This window comes from Streptomyces sp. NPDC059080, assembly GCF_042739975.1.
Taxonomy (GTDB): domain Bacteria; phylum Actinomycetota; class Actinomycetes; order Streptomycetales; family Streptomycetaceae; genus Streptomyces; species Streptomyces benahoarensis.
Map to the genome: position 1 here is coordinate 214450 of NZ_JBHYGX010000008.1, position 15009 is coordinate 229458.

15 protein-coding genes are annotated in these 15009 nt (G+C 74.6%); 8 read left to right on the plus strand and 7 right to left on the minus strand.

Annotated elements, in window-relative coordinates:
• Positions 1 to 682: 682 nt before the first annotated feature.
• The 5 genes from ACFWWQ_RS09540 to ACFWWQ_RS09560 form a co-directional block, all read right to left on the minus strand.
• Positions 683 to 1687, minus strand: coding sequence for an MASE1 domain-containing protein (locus ACFWWQ_RS09540; protein WP_384592765.1), 1005 nt, complete (start codon positions 1685 to 1687; stop codon positions 683 to 685).
• Positions 1688 to 1751: 64 nt separating this feature from the next.
• Positions 1752 to 2588, minus strand: coding sequence for a PP2C family protein-serine/threonine phosphatase (locus tag ACFWWQ_RS09545; RefSeq protein ID WP_384592768.1), 837 nt, complete (start codon positions 2586 to 2588; stop codon positions 1752 to 1754).
• 249 nt (positions 2589 to 2837) lie between these two features.
• Complete coding sequence (locus ACFWWQ_RS09550; protein WP_384592771.1) at positions 2838 to 4481, minus strand: APC family permease; 1644 nt, start codon at positions 4479 to 4481, stop codon at positions 2838 to 2840.
• A gap of 164 nt (positions 4482 to 4645) precedes the next feature.
• Positions 4646 to 4867, minus strand: a complete 222-nt coding sequence (locus ACFWWQ_RS09555) for an acyl-CoA carboxylase epsilon subunit (protein ID WP_384592774.1) — start codon at positions 4865 to 4867, stop codon at positions 4646 to 4648.
• A gap of 188 nt (positions 4868 to 5055) precedes the next feature.
• Complete coding sequence (locus ACFWWQ_RS09560; RefSeq protein ID WP_384592777.1) at positions 5056 to 6213, minus strand: transcriptional regulator; 1158 nt, start codon at positions 6211 to 6213, stop codon at positions 5056 to 5058.
• A 199-nt stretch (positions 6214 to 6412) separates the two neighbouring features.
• Between ACFWWQ_RS09560 and ACFWWQ_RS09565 the strand changes: the two genes are divergently transcribed.
• Complete coding sequence (locus ACFWWQ_RS09565) at positions 6413 to 8488, plus strand: prolyl oligopeptidase family serine peptidase (RefSeq protein WP_384592780.1); 2076 nt, start codon at positions 6413 to 6415, stop codon at positions 8486 to 8488.
• Between the two features lie 45 nt (positions 8489 to 8533).
• On the opposite strand, the gene ACFWWQ_RS09570 is transcribed toward ACFWWQ_RS09565, so the two are convergent.
• Positions 8534 to 8944 carry an organic hydroperoxide resistance protein gene (locus ACFWWQ_RS09570; RefSeq protein WP_384592783.1) on the minus strand — a complete coding sequence of 137 codons (411 nt, stop codon included), beginning with the start codon at positions 8942 to 8944 and terminating at the stop codon, positions 8534 to 8536.
• 120 nt (positions 8945 to 9064) lie between these two features.
• Between ACFWWQ_RS09570 and ACFWWQ_RS09575 the strand changes: the two genes are divergently transcribed.
• The 6 genes from ACFWWQ_RS09575 (at position 9065) to ACFWWQ_RS09600 (ending at position 13549) form a co-directional block, all read left to right on the plus strand.
• The gene (locus tag ACFWWQ_RS09575) at positions 9065 to 9544 is read left to right on the plus strand and encodes a MarR family winged helix-turn-helix transcriptional regulator (RefSeq protein ID WP_384592786.1); all 480 of its coding nucleotides are present in this window, start codon (positions 9065 to 9067) and stop codon (positions 9542 to 9544) included.
• 282 nt (positions 9545 to 9826) lie between these two features.
• Complete coding sequence (locus ACFWWQ_RS09580) at positions 9827 to 10060, plus strand: acyl carrier protein (protein ID WP_143943061.1); 234 nt, start codon at positions 9827 to 9829, stop codon at positions 10058 to 10060.
• Positions 10057 to 11295, plus strand: a complete 1239-nt coding sequence (locus ACFWWQ_RS09585; protein WP_384592789.1) for a beta-ketoacyl-[acyl-carrier-protein] synthase family protein — start codon at positions 10057 to 10059, stop codon at positions 11293 to 11295. Before ACFWWQ_RS09580 ends, ACFWWQ_RS09585 begins: the two co-directional genes overlap by 4 nt.
• Positions 11296 to 11334: 39 nt before the next feature.
• Entirely contained in the window at positions 11335 to 12237 is a 903-nt protein-coding gene (locus ACFWWQ_RS09590) for an alpha/beta fold hydrolase (protein WP_384592792.1), read from the plus strand.
• 47 nt (positions 12238 to 12284) lie between these two features.
• Positions 12285 to 12488, plus strand: a complete 204-nt coding sequence (locus ACFWWQ_RS09595) for a hypothetical protein (RefSeq protein ID WP_384592795.1) — start codon at positions 12285 to 12287, stop codon at positions 12486 to 12488.
• A gap of 407 nt (positions 12489 to 12895) precedes the next feature.
• Positions 12896 to 13549, plus strand: coding sequence for a transglycosylase SLT domain-containing protein (locus ACFWWQ_RS09600; RefSeq protein ID WP_384592798.1), 654 nt, complete (start codon positions 12896 to 12898; stop codon positions 13547 to 13549).
• A gap of 129 nt (positions 13550 to 13678) precedes the next feature.
• On the opposite strand, the gene ACFWWQ_RS09605 is transcribed toward ACFWWQ_RS09600, so the two are convergent.
• Positions 13679 to 13867, minus strand: a complete 189-nt coding sequence (locus tag ACFWWQ_RS09605; RefSeq protein WP_384592801.1) for a hypothetical protein — start codon at positions 13865 to 13867, stop codon at positions 13679 to 13681.
• Positions 13868 to 14391: 524 nt separating this feature from the next.
• Here ACFWWQ_RS09605 and ACFWWQ_RS09610 point away from each other — a divergent pair.
• Positions 14392 to 15009: lytic transglycosylase (locus ACFWWQ_RS09610; RefSeq protein ID WP_384592804.1), on the plus strand; the 618-nt coding region annotated here is incomplete at its 3' end.

A 15009-nucleotide genomic window follows, 5' to 3' on the forward strand; every position in this document is an offset into this window, starting at 1 on the left:
AGCGAGGGGGTGCTCTCACCGCGGGGGGCGTGCGACGTGGGGAGTTGCAGGGGGGTGGCCCCATCGGGGCCGGGCGCCCCCCGCGCGGGGGGGGGGGGCGCCGGAGGATTCGCTGTCCTCCTCCGCAGGATTTCGGAAGCGGGTGGGCAAACGTGCAACGCGGTCCGAAAGAAAAATACGGAAAGCGATCATCCGGTGACACGGAGAGGTTCCCGCTCCCCCGCCCGGCGTCCGCTTCCGGACCACTACCGGAAGGACGGCCGCCACCCCGCCGACCTGGGACGATCGCGCAACCACCACTGTACATACGGGAGATGACGGCATGTCAGGCACATGCCGCAGGCAACCCTCACGCCAACCCGCATGTGAGGCAGATCACTGATCGTTGCCGCATGATTCCGGCATGCGCCGGAACCGGGGCCGCTCAGGGCACGGCCGGTTCCCCGGCGACGTGGCGGTAGTGAACGCGCTGCGTCTCGCCGCCGGGGCGGGCGGGACGACGTCGAGGCGGATGGCGGGCGAAGCTGCCCGCCGCGCGCCGCCTCCTCCTGAGCGGTCCGGGTCGGGCCCCTGGCACCCGGCGCTGCGTCCGCCGGCGACGGCTGCCGCGGCCCATCCGGCCGGGCAGGCCACGGACAAGGATGCGCGCCCCGGGCGGGCCACGGCCGGGGGAGGCGGGCGGTCAGCGGCCCCGCTTCCGCCTGCGAGGTGCCGTCGCGCCCGGCAGCCAGCGGTGTGCGCCCTCGCCCGGGGCCAGGCGGTCCACCACCTCGGCCAGCTCCCGGCAGGCGTCCTCGATCTTCTCGCGGATGGCGTTCTGCTCGGCGACGAGCGCGGCGAGCAGCAGCGCGGTGAGCGCCGCCGCGCCGTTCAGGGCCTGGAGGTTGACCATCACCAGCAGGAAGCTGAGCCCGGCGAACGGGCCCACCCGGTCGTTGGCCGCCACGATGGCCAGGACGGAGACGATCAGCGCGACGGGCGCGGCCCCGGCCAGCTGGAACCGTACCGCCGCCCACACGATCAGCGGGAAGACCAGGAACAGCAGCGACAGCGAGCTGCGGGTGCACAGCAGCGCGACGCCGACGGCGGCGATCAGCAGCGCCGCCGCCTCCACGGCGTGCGCCGGGCGGACCGCGCGCGGCCGGCGGGCGTGCCACGCCACCAGCAGCAACGGCGTGACGATCAGTACGCCCATCGCGTCGCCCGCCCACCAGGCGGCCCACGCGGGCCAGAACTGGGTGGCCGGGAGATGGCCGATCAGCACCTGGTTCCCGGCGCCGAACGTCGCGCTGATCAGCATCCCGGCCAGCGCGCCGAGCACCACCAGCGCCACCCCGTCCCGCAGCCGGTCCAGTTCGGTACGGAACCCGGCCCGGCGCAGCAGCAGCGCCGCGCAGACCGGGGCCAGGGTGTTGCCCGCCAGATTGCCGAGGATCCCGGCGTCCACCGGGCCGATGCCCGCAATGACGAAGAACGTGCCGAGCAGGATGCCCGGCCATGTACGCAGCCCGAAGACGAGCAGACAGCTCAGCGCGATACCGGTGGGCGGCCACATCGGCGTGACCACCGTCCCGTCGATCACCACCTGCTCCAGCAGGCCGATCCGGGCGCCCGCGAAGTAGGCGACGGCCAGGGCGAGGATCTTCGGGACGTCGGCAGCGAGAGGGGGCACTTTCCCGGTGCGCATCCCCCCAGCATCGGGCAACGGCCCCGGGCCCGCTCGGCCGCCGCCACGGACGGCGGCGCACCGTTCACCCGTTGTCGCGGTCCGCCCGGTCGTAGCAGAGGGCGACGACCGCGGCGTCGTCGGTGTGTCCGGTGAATTCCGCGACGTCCATCACCGCCGCGGCGACATCGGCCGGATCGCCGGTCGGGGCGCGGTCACGCAGCCGCTTGGCCGCCTCGGCGAGGCCCGCCTCGATCGGGAACGACGGGCCCTCCACCACACCGTCGGTCAGCAGCGCGAACGCGCCGCGCGAGGCGAGTCGCCAGTAGGTGACCGGGTACGTCTCGCCGGGCAGCACCCCCAGCGGCGCGCCGCCGGTCTCCTCGGCGATGCCGCTCCGGCCGTCGTCAGTGGCCCACACGCCCGGCGGGTGACCGGCGCGCGCGGCGGCCACTTCCCAGGTCACCGGGTCGAAGACGAGGAAGGTGCAGGTGGCGAAGAGCGGGCTGTCCACGGAGAGCAGCAGCTCGTTGGCGCGGGCAAGGACCACGCCCGGGTCGGCGCCGCCGCTCGCCACGGCGCGCAGCCCGATACGGATCTGCCCCATGAACGCGGCCGCCTCGACGTCATGCCCCTGGACGTCGCCGATGCAGAAGGCCAGCCGGCCGCCGGGCAGCGGGAAGCCGTCGTACCAGTCGCCGCCGATGTCCAGACCGTTGCGCGCCGGGGCGTACGCGGCGGCGGCCCGCACCCCGGGGACACCGGGCAGGGCGGCCGGGAGCATCTCCCGCTGGAGCGCCTCGGCCAGTTCGACCCGGGCGCGCTGGAGCTCGGCACCCGCCCGGGCCTGGGCGGTGAGCCGCCCGAGCGTCGACAGCAGATCGTCGGCGCTCAACTCCCGCGCGGGACGCCGCCGGAACATGGACGCCTCCGTGGTGCGGGTCGTGTCCGCCGCGGGAGGCGCGCGCGGCGTGTCGTGGCCGCCTCCTGATGCCGCCGCCGACCGGACGGGCCGACGCGGAAGCTTCCGTCAGGATAGGCCGGTACGGGCGGTTTCGCCTGGTGGGCGGGGCGGGCAGGGGCCTTACGGTGCGGGGCCGGGGCTACCGGCGCACGGCGAGACCGGGAGCGCGCCCCACGCGGCCCGAAGGGCCCACGCCCGCCCGACCCCTCAGTCCACCGCCACCGGAGCCGGAGCCGGGACCACCGCCAGGTACCGGACCCCGGACCGTACCGCCCAGAAGAACAGTGCAAGGGCCAGGACCGCGACGGTGAGGGAGTCGTACGGGGCGGGCAGCGCTCCGGTGCCGCCGAAGGAGCCGAGCAGGGACAGGGCGGTCAGCGCGACGAGGTAGCACACCAGCCAGGCGCCGGTGCGCAGTTCGGCGCCGAGCGGGCGGCGGGGCGGTTCACCGGGGGCGGGGACCGCACCGGGGCGCCGCATGAGGAGGAAGAGCAGCAGCCCGCCGAGGACCATCGGCAGCGCCAGCCGCAGCGCATCCCAGCCCGACCAGTACACGAACTCGCTCGCCACCACGAAGCTCAGCGGCGCGAGCCAGCCCAGGCCCGGCACCCATCCGGCGGTGGCGGTGCCGGGATCGGCGCGGAAGACGGCGGCGGCCACCGCGGACGCCGCGTAGATCAGCAGGTACATGTCGCCCATCACGCCGACGATCTGCTGCCAGCCGCCGATCGGCAGGAGGAAAAGGACGATCACGGCGAGGTTGACGGCCAGGGCCCGGCGGGGCACGCCGGAGCGGGCGTGCACCTTCATGAAGTAGCGGGGGATCGTGCCGTTCTTGGCCAGCGCGTAGGTGTGGCGCGCGTCCAGGGCAACGCCGACGTACGCGGAGCCGCCGGGTGAGAGGACGGCGTCGGCGTAGAGCAGGCTGGAGAGCCAGTGCAGATTGAGGATGAGGGCGAGCTGGCCGAAGGGCGATTCGAAGGAGACGCCGCGCCAGCCGCCGCCGAGCAGCGACTCGGGGACGGCGAACAGGAACGCGGTCTGGAGCGCGAGGTACATCAGCACGGCCAGCCCGATCCCGGCGAGGACGGCGGCGGGCAGCGTACGGCGCGGGTTGCGGGTCTCGCCGGAGAAGTCCAGCGGCGCCTGGAAACCGTTGACGGAGTAGACGATGCCGCCACCGGCGAGGGCGGACAGGCAGGCGGCGTAGCCGTACGGGGCGAAGCCGCCGTGGTCGGTGAGGCGGCCGGAGTGCCAGCCCGAGGCGATGAGGGCGGCCACGGTGACCACCGGCACCACGATCTTGAAGACCGAGACCAGGTTGTTGAGCCGGGCGAACATCCGCACCGCGAACCAGTTCAGCGCGGTCAGCACCACGCTGAGACCGGCGGCGAGCGCCACGCCGGAGGCGGAGAGCGTCCGCCCGTTGTAGAGATCGGGCAGATAGTGCGCGGCGTACTGCATGATCGCGCTGATCTCGGCCGCGGTGCCGCCGACCGACAGCAGCACCGACCAGCCGACGAGGGTGCCGACGAGCGGGCCGCCGGCGTGCAGCGGCCAGCGGACGGTGCCGCCGCCCTCGGGACGGGAGGCGCCCAGTTCGATCATGACGAGGGCGACCAGCGCGCAGAGCAGACCGGCGCCGAGCCAGGAGAGCAGGGAGGCCGGTCCCGCGGTCTGTGCGGCGTAGAGGGCGGCGAAGAGCCAGCCGGAGCCGACGATGTTGGAGAAGCCGATCGCGGTCAGGCCCCAGAACCCCAGATCCTTGCGGAGCCGCCGCTCCTGCGCCTCCGCCGCCGGTGTCTCCGGCTCCCCGTCCCCGCCCCCGCCCGCCACCTGATACTCCGCCACGACCTCGGCCTCCCGCTCCGCTTCCGGCTGTACGGCGCCGCGCGCACGGAGCCCGGTGCGGATTCTGCCGGGAGTCGGCCGGATTTCTCCTGGTGACCGGCGAACAGGGCGCCGGGCGCGGCGGGTTCGTCAGCGGATGCCGGGTTTCTTCCGGGGTGGACAGGTCAGCCGCAGTACCAGCACCCGGACCAGCAGGCCGAGCGCGGCGGATGGTGGTGGCGTTCGGAGTCGTCCGGGGGCACCACCCAGTCGGTGCCGTCGCCGGTGACGGCGGCGGCGAGGCGGGCGTAGAGGATCACCGTGATCGCCGCCAGTTCCTCCGGTTCGGCCACGCCGCCCTCGATGCGCAGGCCGATGTCGCGCGGCGCGTCCGGCGGGGCGGTCACGGCCGCGCCCCGCGGGTACGGGGCCCCGGCCGGGCGGGCCGTGGCGGGTGGGCGGTGGGGGGCGAGGGTCCGGAGCTGGTCGGCGCGGTCACATGGCCGACCCTAGGAGCGCCGGTGGGGGCTGTCGCGCCCGCGCCGACCGATCGGGCGAGGCACCTGGAGCACGGGGGCGCGGGTCACGGGGGCGGTCAGCCGTCGGCCGTGCGCGGCGTGCCCTGGGCGCCCAGGAGGGCGTCGGCCAACGGCGTGCGGTGGTAGAGGACCAAGGCTCCGGCCCGGCGGCGGGTCACCAGCGCGGCGTCGAGCAGCACCTTCAGATGACCGCCGACGGAGCCCAGGCCCAGCCCGGTCAGGGCGGCGAGCTGGCTGGTGCTCTTGGGCGGGTCGAGGAGGGCGAGGAGGGTGGCGCGGTTGGTGCCGAGGAGGCGGGCCAGGGGGTGTCTTTCCGGTCTTCGTGGATCAGGCTGTGGCGTCCGGTGCCGTGCCTCGCCCGGCGGATTCCCGCCCGCGGACCGGGTGTCCGTGGACGGGGCGACAACGTCGCGAGGTGCGGTGCCGGGCGTCGCAGCCCCACGACGACCGGGAAGACACCCCCTGAGCGGGTCCGGGACGGGCGGCGGGGCCGCGGGTGCGGGGCGCCCGCCGCCCGCGAGGGCCGTACCGGACGCCGGGTAGATCGCCGCATACCGCTCGGGGAGGTCCCACGCCACCCAGCCGTTCGGGCCGCTGACGGGGACGAAGACGAGGTCGGCGCCGGTGAGGTCGCGGGCGGGGCGGTCGGCGCCGTTGATGCGGAAGCGGCCGTTGCCGAGCCAGCGGGTGCGCGGGCCGAGGCCGGCGACGGCCGCGGCCCAGCCGTGCCTGCTCAGCCGGTGCACCCGCCCGATCACATCGGCCTCCAACATGCGGCTGCGGCGCGGCCAGTCGGGGCGGACGACGTCCTGCCACACCCGGTCGAGGAGGTCGGCGGCGCGGCCCGCCGGGTCGGGGACGTCCAGGGCGCGGGGCAGCCGCCCGCCGCAGGCCGTGGCGAGGTCGGTGCGGGCCTCGGGGGCGGGGGTGGCGCGGACCCGGGCCAGTTCCCCGGCGAACGTGGGGCTGTCGTGGCGCGGCGGTCGGCTGAGGAAGTCGGGCGTCCAGTGGACGCCGATTCCGGCGGCCGCCCAGGCGCGGACGAACGGGTCGGCCAGGAGCCGCGCGCGGACCGCTTCCGGTGGCGCGGGGTGCCCGCCGCGCGGACCGGGGTGCGCGGTGAGCATCCGGAGGGTGGCGACCGTCTCGATCAGCGGCGAGAGCACGAACCGGCTGCGCGCCAGCACGTCCGCGTCGACCAGCCACTCCCCCACGCCGTGCTCCCCCCGTCCGCCGCCGTCCGCCCCGGGACGGGGCCGCCCCGCGTCCCGGTGTGCCTTCGACCCCGGGGCGCCCGGAACTCCGTCCGCCCTGGTCACCGGCCATCCCCGAGCGCGCCGTCCGTCCCGCTCACCTTTCGTCCCGGGACGAAACAGTAGGACCCCGGGGGCGGGACGCTCCACCCTGTCCGCCATGCATCCCCCCGAGAGCCTTCCGCATCAGTTCCTGCGCACCCGCCGCTTCGCACAGGGCGCCCCCGACCGGTTCACCGTCTCGCCCGACGGCGCCACCGTCCTGTTCCTGCGCACCGCATCGGGCGGCGACCCGGTGCGCCGCCTGTGGGCGCTGGACACCGCCTCGGGCCGCGAACGGCTGCTGTTCGATCCGGCCGATCCGGCGCACGGCGCGGGCCCGTCCGGCGACGGCGTCACGGCGTACGCCACCGACGCCGCGGTCTCCCTCGCCGCCTGCCTGTGCGGCGGGGCGCTGTGGGCCGTCGACGTCGCGACGGGCCGGGTGCGCGCACTGCCGGTCACCGGACGCCCGGCCGATCCGCGGCCCGATCCGGCGGGCCGCCGCATCGCCTATCTCGCGGACGGTGCACTGCGGGTGATCGGCGCGGACGGCAGCGGGGACCGGGAGATCGCCGCGCCCGACGGGCCCGACGTCCGCTGTGGTGCCGCCGAGTACGCGGCGACCGCCTCGATGGGCCGCGACCGGGGCTACTGGTGGGCGCCGGACGGCTCCCGCCTCCTGGTCGCGCGCGTCGACGAGAGCGCCGTCGCCCGGTGGTACGTCGCCGATCCGGCGCATCCCGCGACGCCGCCGCGCGCGGTGCGCTATCCGGCGGCGGGCACCGCCAACGCGGAGGTGACGCTGTGGCTGGTAGCGGCCGACGGCGGTGCCCGCACCGAAGTGGCCCTGGACCGGGCCGGGTTCCCGTATCTGACGGCGGCGGGCTGGGACGCGCACGGCCCGTTCGCGGCGGTGCAGAGCCGGGACCAGCGGACGCTGCGGACGTACGTGGTCGACGCCGCCGACGGGCGGACCGCGCTCCTGGCCGAGCAGCGCGATCCCTGCTGGGTGACCCTGGTGCCGGGCACCCCGGCGCGTACCGCGTCCGGTGCGCTGGTGGCGCACCGGGACACCGAGGGGGCCGACGGCACACGGCAGTTGACCGTCGGCGGCACGGCCGTCACCCCCGACGGGCTCCAGGTGCGGGAGGTGCTCGGTGTGAGCGGCGAGGAGGTGCTGTTCACGGCGTCCGCGGACGTGGTCGGGCAGGCGCTGTGGACCTGGCGGCCGGACACCGGCGCCCGGCCGCTGACCACCGCCCCGGGCGTGCACACCGGAGTGCGCGGCGCCACCACGCTGGTGCGGGTCTCCCGGGCGCCGCACCGGCCCGGCGCGACGGTGGTGGTGGAGCGCGCCGGGCGCCCGGATCTTCCGGTGGCCTCGTACGCCGAGCGGCCCGTGCTGGCGCTGCGCGAGCGGCGGCTGACGACGACGGAGCGCGTGCTGCGCAGCCGGTTGCTGCTGCCGTCGTGGCACCGCCCGGGCGGCGGGCGGCTGCCGGTGCTGGTCGATCCGTACGCGGGCCCGGCGCTGCAGCGGGTGACCGAGGACCAGGCGCCGATGATGTTCGTCTCGCAGTGGTTCGCCGAGCAGGGTTTCGCGGTGCTGGTGACCGACGGCCGTGGCACGCCGGGCCGGTCCCCGGGCTGGGAGCGCGCGGTGTACGGCGACATCGTGTCGGCTGCGCTGGAGGACCAGGCGGCGGCGCTCACGGAGGTGCTGGGGCGGTTCCCGGAGCTGGATCCGGGCCGGGTCGCGGTCCGCGGCTGGTCGTTCTCCGGGATGCTCGCCGTGGCGGCGGTGGTGCGGCGCCCCGATCTCTTCCACGCGGCGGTCGCGGGCGCGGGCGTCCACGACGCGCGGCTGTACGACACGCACTGGCGGGAGCGGTTCCTCGGGCATCCGGACGCACATCCCGAGTGGTACGACGCCTGCTCCCTGGCGCGGGAGGCGCCGCGGCTGACCCGGCCGCTGCTGCTGATGCACGGGCTGGCGGACGGCAACGTCCACGCCGCGCACACGCTGCGGCTCTCCGCCGCCCTGCTGGCCGCCGGACGCCCGCACGAGGTGCTGCCGCTGCCCGGGATGGATCACGCGCCGACGGACCCGGCGCTCTTCGCGAACCTGCTGCGCCATCAGGCCGACTTCCTGTGGCGGCACCTGGGCCGGGAGGACAGCGGGGCCGTGTCGTAGCGGCCGGCGACGGGGGCGGGCGACGGCGCCGCCCGCCCCCGGGTCTCACTCGATGACCAGCTCGACGTCGATGTTGCCGCGGGTGGCCTTGGAGTACGGGCAGAACCGGTGGGTGGCCTCGACGAGTTCCCGGCCACGCTCCGCCGCGAGATCGTCCGGCAGCTCCACGCGCATCACGACGGCGAGCCCGAACCCCGTGTCGTCCTTGCCGAGGGAGACCTCGGCGGTGACCGACACCTCCGCGGTGTCGATCTTCAGCTGCCGTCCGACCTGCGCCATCGCGCTGGCGAAGCAGGCGGCGTACCCGGCGGCGAAGAGCTGCTCGGGGTTGGTGCCCTCGCCGCTGCCGCCGAGCGCGGTCGGCATGGCGAGCGGGAGGTCGAGCCGCCCGTCGGAGCTGACGGCGCGGCCGTCCCGGCCGTTGGCGGTGGCGGCTGCGGTGTAGAGCGCGTCCATGGGAGTCCCTCCGGTTCCGGCGGCCGCGTCCCGACCGCCGGAGAGAACAATGACACACAACTAAGTTGTACACAATTCAATGCTGGGCGATTCAATGCCCCGGCGGGCTAACCTGGGTCCATGGCCGCCTCCCCCAGCCCCTCCGGCTTCCCCGACTCCCCGCTCTCCGACGCCGAGCTGCTCCGCCTCGACCACCAGGTCTGCTTCGCGCTGCACGCCGCCTCGCGCGCCTTCGGCGCCGTCTACCGGGACGCCCTCAAGGACCTCGGGCTGACCTATCCGCAGTACCTGGTGATGCTCGTGCTGTGGGAGGACGGCCCGCTCCCCGTCAAGTCCATCGGCGAGCGGCTGCGCCTCGACTCCGGCACCCTCTCCCCGCTCCTCAAGCGCCTGGAGGCGGCGAGCCTGGTGCGCCGCGAGCGCAGCGCGCAGGACGAGCGGTCGGTCGGCGTCCACCTCACCGACGCCGGTGCCGCGCTCCGCGAGCGGGCGCTGCCGGTGCCCCGCCGGATGCTCGCCGCCACCGGCCTGGACCTGGCGGAACTGCGCACGCTGCGCGGCCTGTTGAGCCGGGTGACCCGCACCCTCGACGAGGCGTGAGCCGCCCGGCCCGGCCGCCGCGGACACCCGGATCCGGCCGCGCCCCGTACCCTCCCGTCGCCCCGCGCCGTTAGACGGGGCGAGTGCCTTCCGCGCCGTGCGGGCAGGGGCGCGCACCGCGCGTGCGCCCCCTGCGTCACCCCTCACCCCATCGAGCGAACGGCGTTGGGGAGCCTTCCGGACGAAGGCGTATAAAGGGTGCCGCCGAACCAGCCGGAGCCGCCGGCGGGCCCCGCCAGGACGCGGTGGGCAACAGCGCCTACGAAAGCGGAGGAGTGCCACGTGAACGCGGCAGAAGTCGTCAACACCCTGCTGGTCAAGCGATTCGGGGTCGATCCGGTCGACGTCACCGACGAGACCTCGCTCCAGCATCTGCGGATGGATTCGCTCGCCCTGGAGGAGCTGCGGCTGCTCATCGAGGACCGCCTCGACATCGACCTCGACGAGGTCGCGCTCACCTCCCGGGACACCGTGGGAGCGCTGGTGGCGGCCGTCGACGGCAAAGTCGCCGCGTGACGGCCCGCACGCCGTTCGCCGCGGCCGTGACGGGCGTCGGTCTGGTCACCGCCGCGGGCGTCGGCGCCAAGGCCACCTGGCACACCGTCACCGGGGAGACCACCCCCGTCGGCGTCCGCCATCGCCCCGAACTCACCGACCTGCCCTGCGACTTCATGTACGGCGTCGACGATCTGGACACCACCGAGGTCCTGGGCGTGGCCACCCAGCGGCTGATGGACCGCTTCGCACAGCTCGCGGTGGTCGCCGCCCGGGAGGCGATGGCCGACGCCGGTCTTGACCCCGAGACCTGGGACGGTACCCGCGTCGCCGTCGTCATCGGCTCGGCCCACGGCGGACTGCCGTTCTACGACGAGCAGCACACCGCACTGCTGGAGCGCGGCGCCCGCCGGGTCTCCCCCAAGCTCGCGCCGCTCACCGTCGTCAACAGCGCGGCCAGCAGCGTCGCGATGGACCTCGGCGCGCAGGGCCCCAGCCTGGGCGTGGCGACCGCCTGTTCCTCGGGCACCGTCGCGCTGGGCACCGCCCATCAGCTGCTGCGCTCGGGCGCCTGTGACATCGCCGTCGCGGGCGGCGCCGAATCGGTCCGCTCCCGGCTGCTGATCGCCAGCGCCTGCCAGATGAAGGCCGTCTCCACCCGCCGCGACGACCCGGCGGCCGCCTGCCGCCCGTTCGACGCCGACCGGGACGGTTTCGTCATCGGCGAGGGCGCCGGACTCCTCGTCCTGGAGCGCCCCGAGCACGCGCGGGCCCGCGGCGCGACGGTCCGCGCCCGCGTCGCGGGGTACGGCGCGTCCAGCGATGCGTACGCCGCGGTCGCCCCGGACCCCGAGGGCCGTGGCATCGAGCGGGCGCTGCGCACCGCGCTCGCGGATGCCGGGGTCGGCCCGCGGGAGATCGGCCATGTCAACGCGCACGGCACCTCCACCGTCGTCAACGACCGGATCGAGGCGGCGATGCTCCGCCGGGTCCTGGGCGAGGACGCGCTGGTCACCTCCACCAAGGCGATGACCGGGCACACCCTGGGAGCGGCGGGCGGTATCGAGACCGCGCTGACCGTCCTCGCGCTGGAGTCCCAGCTGGTCCCGCCGACCGCCAATCTGGACACGCCCGATCCCCGGATCCCCCTGGAGATCGTGCGTGGCGCGGCCCGGCCCGCGCCCTTCGACTGGGCGGCCAAGACGTCGCTCGGTTTCGGCGGCCACAACGCCGCACTCGTCCTGACCCGCGCCTGACGCGCGCCGCCCCCGCGGATCTCCCGAGAAGGAACCGTCATGTCCGAGGAAACGATCCGCTCCCTGTCGGTGGGCGGGGTGTCCTACACCTACCGGCTGCTGCGCCATCCGGACGGGGTCACCGAACCCGTCATGATCCTGGGCGGCGCCCTGCAGGGCATGTTCGGGTGGCCGCAGATGGAGGAGCGGCTGACGCCGGTGGCGAGCGTGATCACCGCCGATCTGCCCGGCATGGGCACCGCCGAACCGCTGCCGCCGGGCCCGAGCACCGAGCTGCTGTGCCGGGCGATCGAGCACATCCTCGACGATCTCGGCGTGGCGCGGATCAACCTCTTCGGCTTCTCCTACGGCGCCGGTCTCGCCTTCGGCTGCGCCCGGCGCTTCCCCGCCCGTATCGCGCGGCTGGCGCTGGGCGGGGTCCCGTCCCACATCACCGACGAGCAGTGCGCCCACTGGGAGCGGGCGGCCGAAGAGCTGCGGCGGGGCGCGGTGGACGCCTTCGCGACGCGCGCCACGGACGGTCTGCTCTGCCTCGACGAGAGGCGGTACGTGACACGACGGCGGCTGGCCTACCGCTATGTGCGGCGGTCGATGCTGCAGGCGGCCCGCACCTCCCCGCACGCGCTCGACTCGCTGTGCCGGGCGGTGACCGACCGCCCGGACTTCTCCGGCGGGCTGTCCGGCGTACCGGCCCTGGTGTTCAGCGGCGCCCACGACACCGTGACCTCCCCGGCCCACCAGCGGCGTTTCGCCGCCACCCTCGAAGGCAGCCGCTTCCTGCTGATCCCGGACGCCGACCACTGGGTCGTCCTGGAGCGCCCCCAGGCCGTCGCCGACCTCGCCGCCCGCTTCTTCACCGACCGCCCGCTCTCCTCGGCCCCGGCGCTGGCCCCGGTCGCCCGCGACGACGAGCCGACGGACGGGGCGGCGGCGTACGTCTGAGCCGGGGCCGCGCGGCGGGCGCGCGGGACCGGCGGCGGGCAGGCGGCGTGACCGGGCCACGGCGCGGGCGGATCGCGCCGCTCGGGCCGGCTCCCGCGCAGACGCTGATGGTCGGCGACCAGCCCGCCAAGGACGGCGGCGGCGCCCTCGCCGGGCTGCGCTCCTGCGTCCTGCCGAGCGGCGCGGCGCCCGGCGGCATCCGCGGGCTCGACGCGGTGCTGCGTCTGCTCGCGCCGGACCCGGCCGTCTGAGGCGCGCCGCCTCTCTTCTCCTTGTGGCGCGGGCCACTCCGGCTCCTTGTGGCGCGGGCCGCTCCGGAGCCCTTCCGCACCGCCTCGCACCCCGCTTTCCGGCCGCCTCGGGGTGAGGACAGGCACAGGGCGTATCTCACGTACGAGGACGCTTAGTCGCGGCGGAACCGCTCACCACGCCGGATAACACGGTTCATTTCGGTCATTTCGCCCCATCTCACGATGAGGGGTAGTACGTCACATCATTGCCACCGATTCGGCGCCGTGCTCACTATGAATCCCGTAAGCGCCGAGAACGTGCCGGTGAACTCCTCGCCCTGGTGAGTGAGCGCGGCCAGACCCTCGGTTCCCCCGCGCCGCCGAAGGCCGCACCCCGCACCCCGCACCTGAGAAGAGGCCACCACCGCATGCCCCGTTTCGCCCTGCTCCGCACCGCCCGTGTCACCCGCGCCCAGAAGGTCGCCACCGCCGCGCTGGCCGCCGCCGGCGCCACCACCGCCCTGGCCGTGACGGCCTCCCCGAGCGAGGCGGCGCCCGTCACCTCCGCGCACGCCCCGGCCGCGGTCAAGCCCGTGAACGCAAACGGCCTGCCGAAGACCGGTGCCGGCAAGAGCGCCGAGGCCACTTCCGCCACGGTGTCCGCCGCCGGCCACCTCAAGGTCACCGCCGTCGACAAGCAGGGTCACACCGCCAAGCAGGCCGCCAGCCGCTCCGCCGAGCGCCAGGCCCCGAAGTCGTACGCGAACAACCTGGACGGCTGGATCCACCAGTCCCTCGACATCATGAAGAACAAGGGCATACCCGGCAGCTACGAGGGCCTCCACCGCAACATCATGCGCGAGTCCTCCGGCAACCCCAACGCCGTCAACGGCTGGGACGTCAACGCCGTCAACGGCATCCCCTCCAAGGGCCTCCTCCAGGTGATCCAGCCCACCTTCGACACCTACCACGTCAAGGGCACCGCCCATAAGCTCACCGACCCCGTCGCCAACATCACCGCCGCAGCCAACTACGCCGCCCACCGCTACGGCTCCATCGACAACGTCAACTCCGCCTACTGAGGCGGAACATGACGGCCGTCACCCCGGACGGCGACACCATCGAGCGACCGGCCCCGGGCCGGCCGTGACCACAGACGAGGGCTCTGTCCGCCTCCCGCGGACAGGGCCCTCGTCGGCGTGTGCGGACACCTAGCGAACGGTGCCGTCCAGCGGCACGAGGCCGAGGAGGGCGCCGACGACCTCACCGGCGAACTGCAGGCCGGCCTTCTCCTTCGGCGCGAGGTCGTGGTCGTCGGCGGGCGCCGCGGCGGCCGGACCGGCGGCCAGGGCGCCTGCGGCACAGAGAGCGGCGACCACGACGGTCAGACGACGGAACATAGGGCTTCCTTACGGTGCGAGGGCTCGGACGGGCCCAGCCTCCGCGAGCCGCACGCCCCGGCCGGTACGACAGTCCGGGCGCTGCGGCGAACGGCCCACCGACCGTGCCGTAACGGGCGCCCCCTACGGCCGCGACGCGGGACACCGGGGCCCGCACCCCGCTCAGATCCGGGCCCGTTCCGGGCGTGACCCGGGCAACACACAAGGCCCCCCGGAAGGGGTCGCCCAGTGATGCCGGGCACAGGACGCACGTCACCTACGAGGGCCGGTAGTGACGTCACACCCCCACCAATACAGGACGAAAAGCCCGCAACATCGGACATCTCACCTCATCTCACTATGAGGCGTAGTACGTCACATCATTGCCACCGTTGCCGGACAGCGCTCACTATGAATCCCGTAAGCACCGAGAACGTGCCGACGGACTCCTCCCACCTGGTGAGCGAGCACGGCCTGACCCTCGGTTCCACGCGCCGCCACAGGCCGCTCCCCCGCATCCCGCATTCGGAAGAGGTCACCACCGCATGTCCCGTTTCGCCCTGCTCCGCACCGCCCGTGTCACCCGCACCCAGAAGGTCGCCACCGCCGTGCTCGTCGCCGCCGGCGCCACCGGCGCCCTGACCGCCGCCGCGATCCCGAGCAACGCGCAGCCCGTCGCCGCGCACGCCCCGACCGCCGTCCAGCCCGTGAGCGCCAACGGCCTGCCGAAGGCCGTCACCGGCGAGGCGACGACCGCCGAGGCCAAGACCGCGGACGTCTCCGCGTCGGTCGCCGACGGCCTGAAGGTCACCGCGGTGGCGAAGCAGGACCGGGCCGCCCAGCAGGCCGCCCACCGCTCCATGGAACGTGCGTCCCTCGCCCCGAAGGCGGCACCCAAGGCCGCCCCGAAGGCCGCGTCGAAGTCGTACGCGAACAACCTGGACGGCTGGATCCACCAGTCCCTCGACATCATGAAGAACAAGGGCATACCCGGCAGCTACGAGGGCCTCCACCGCAACATCATGCGCGAGTCCTCCGGCAACCCCAACGCCGTCAACGGCTGGGACATCAACGCCGTCAACGGCATCCCCTCCAAGGGCCTCCTCCAGGTGATCCAGCCCACCTTCGACACCTACCACGTCAAGGGCACCGCCCATAAGCTC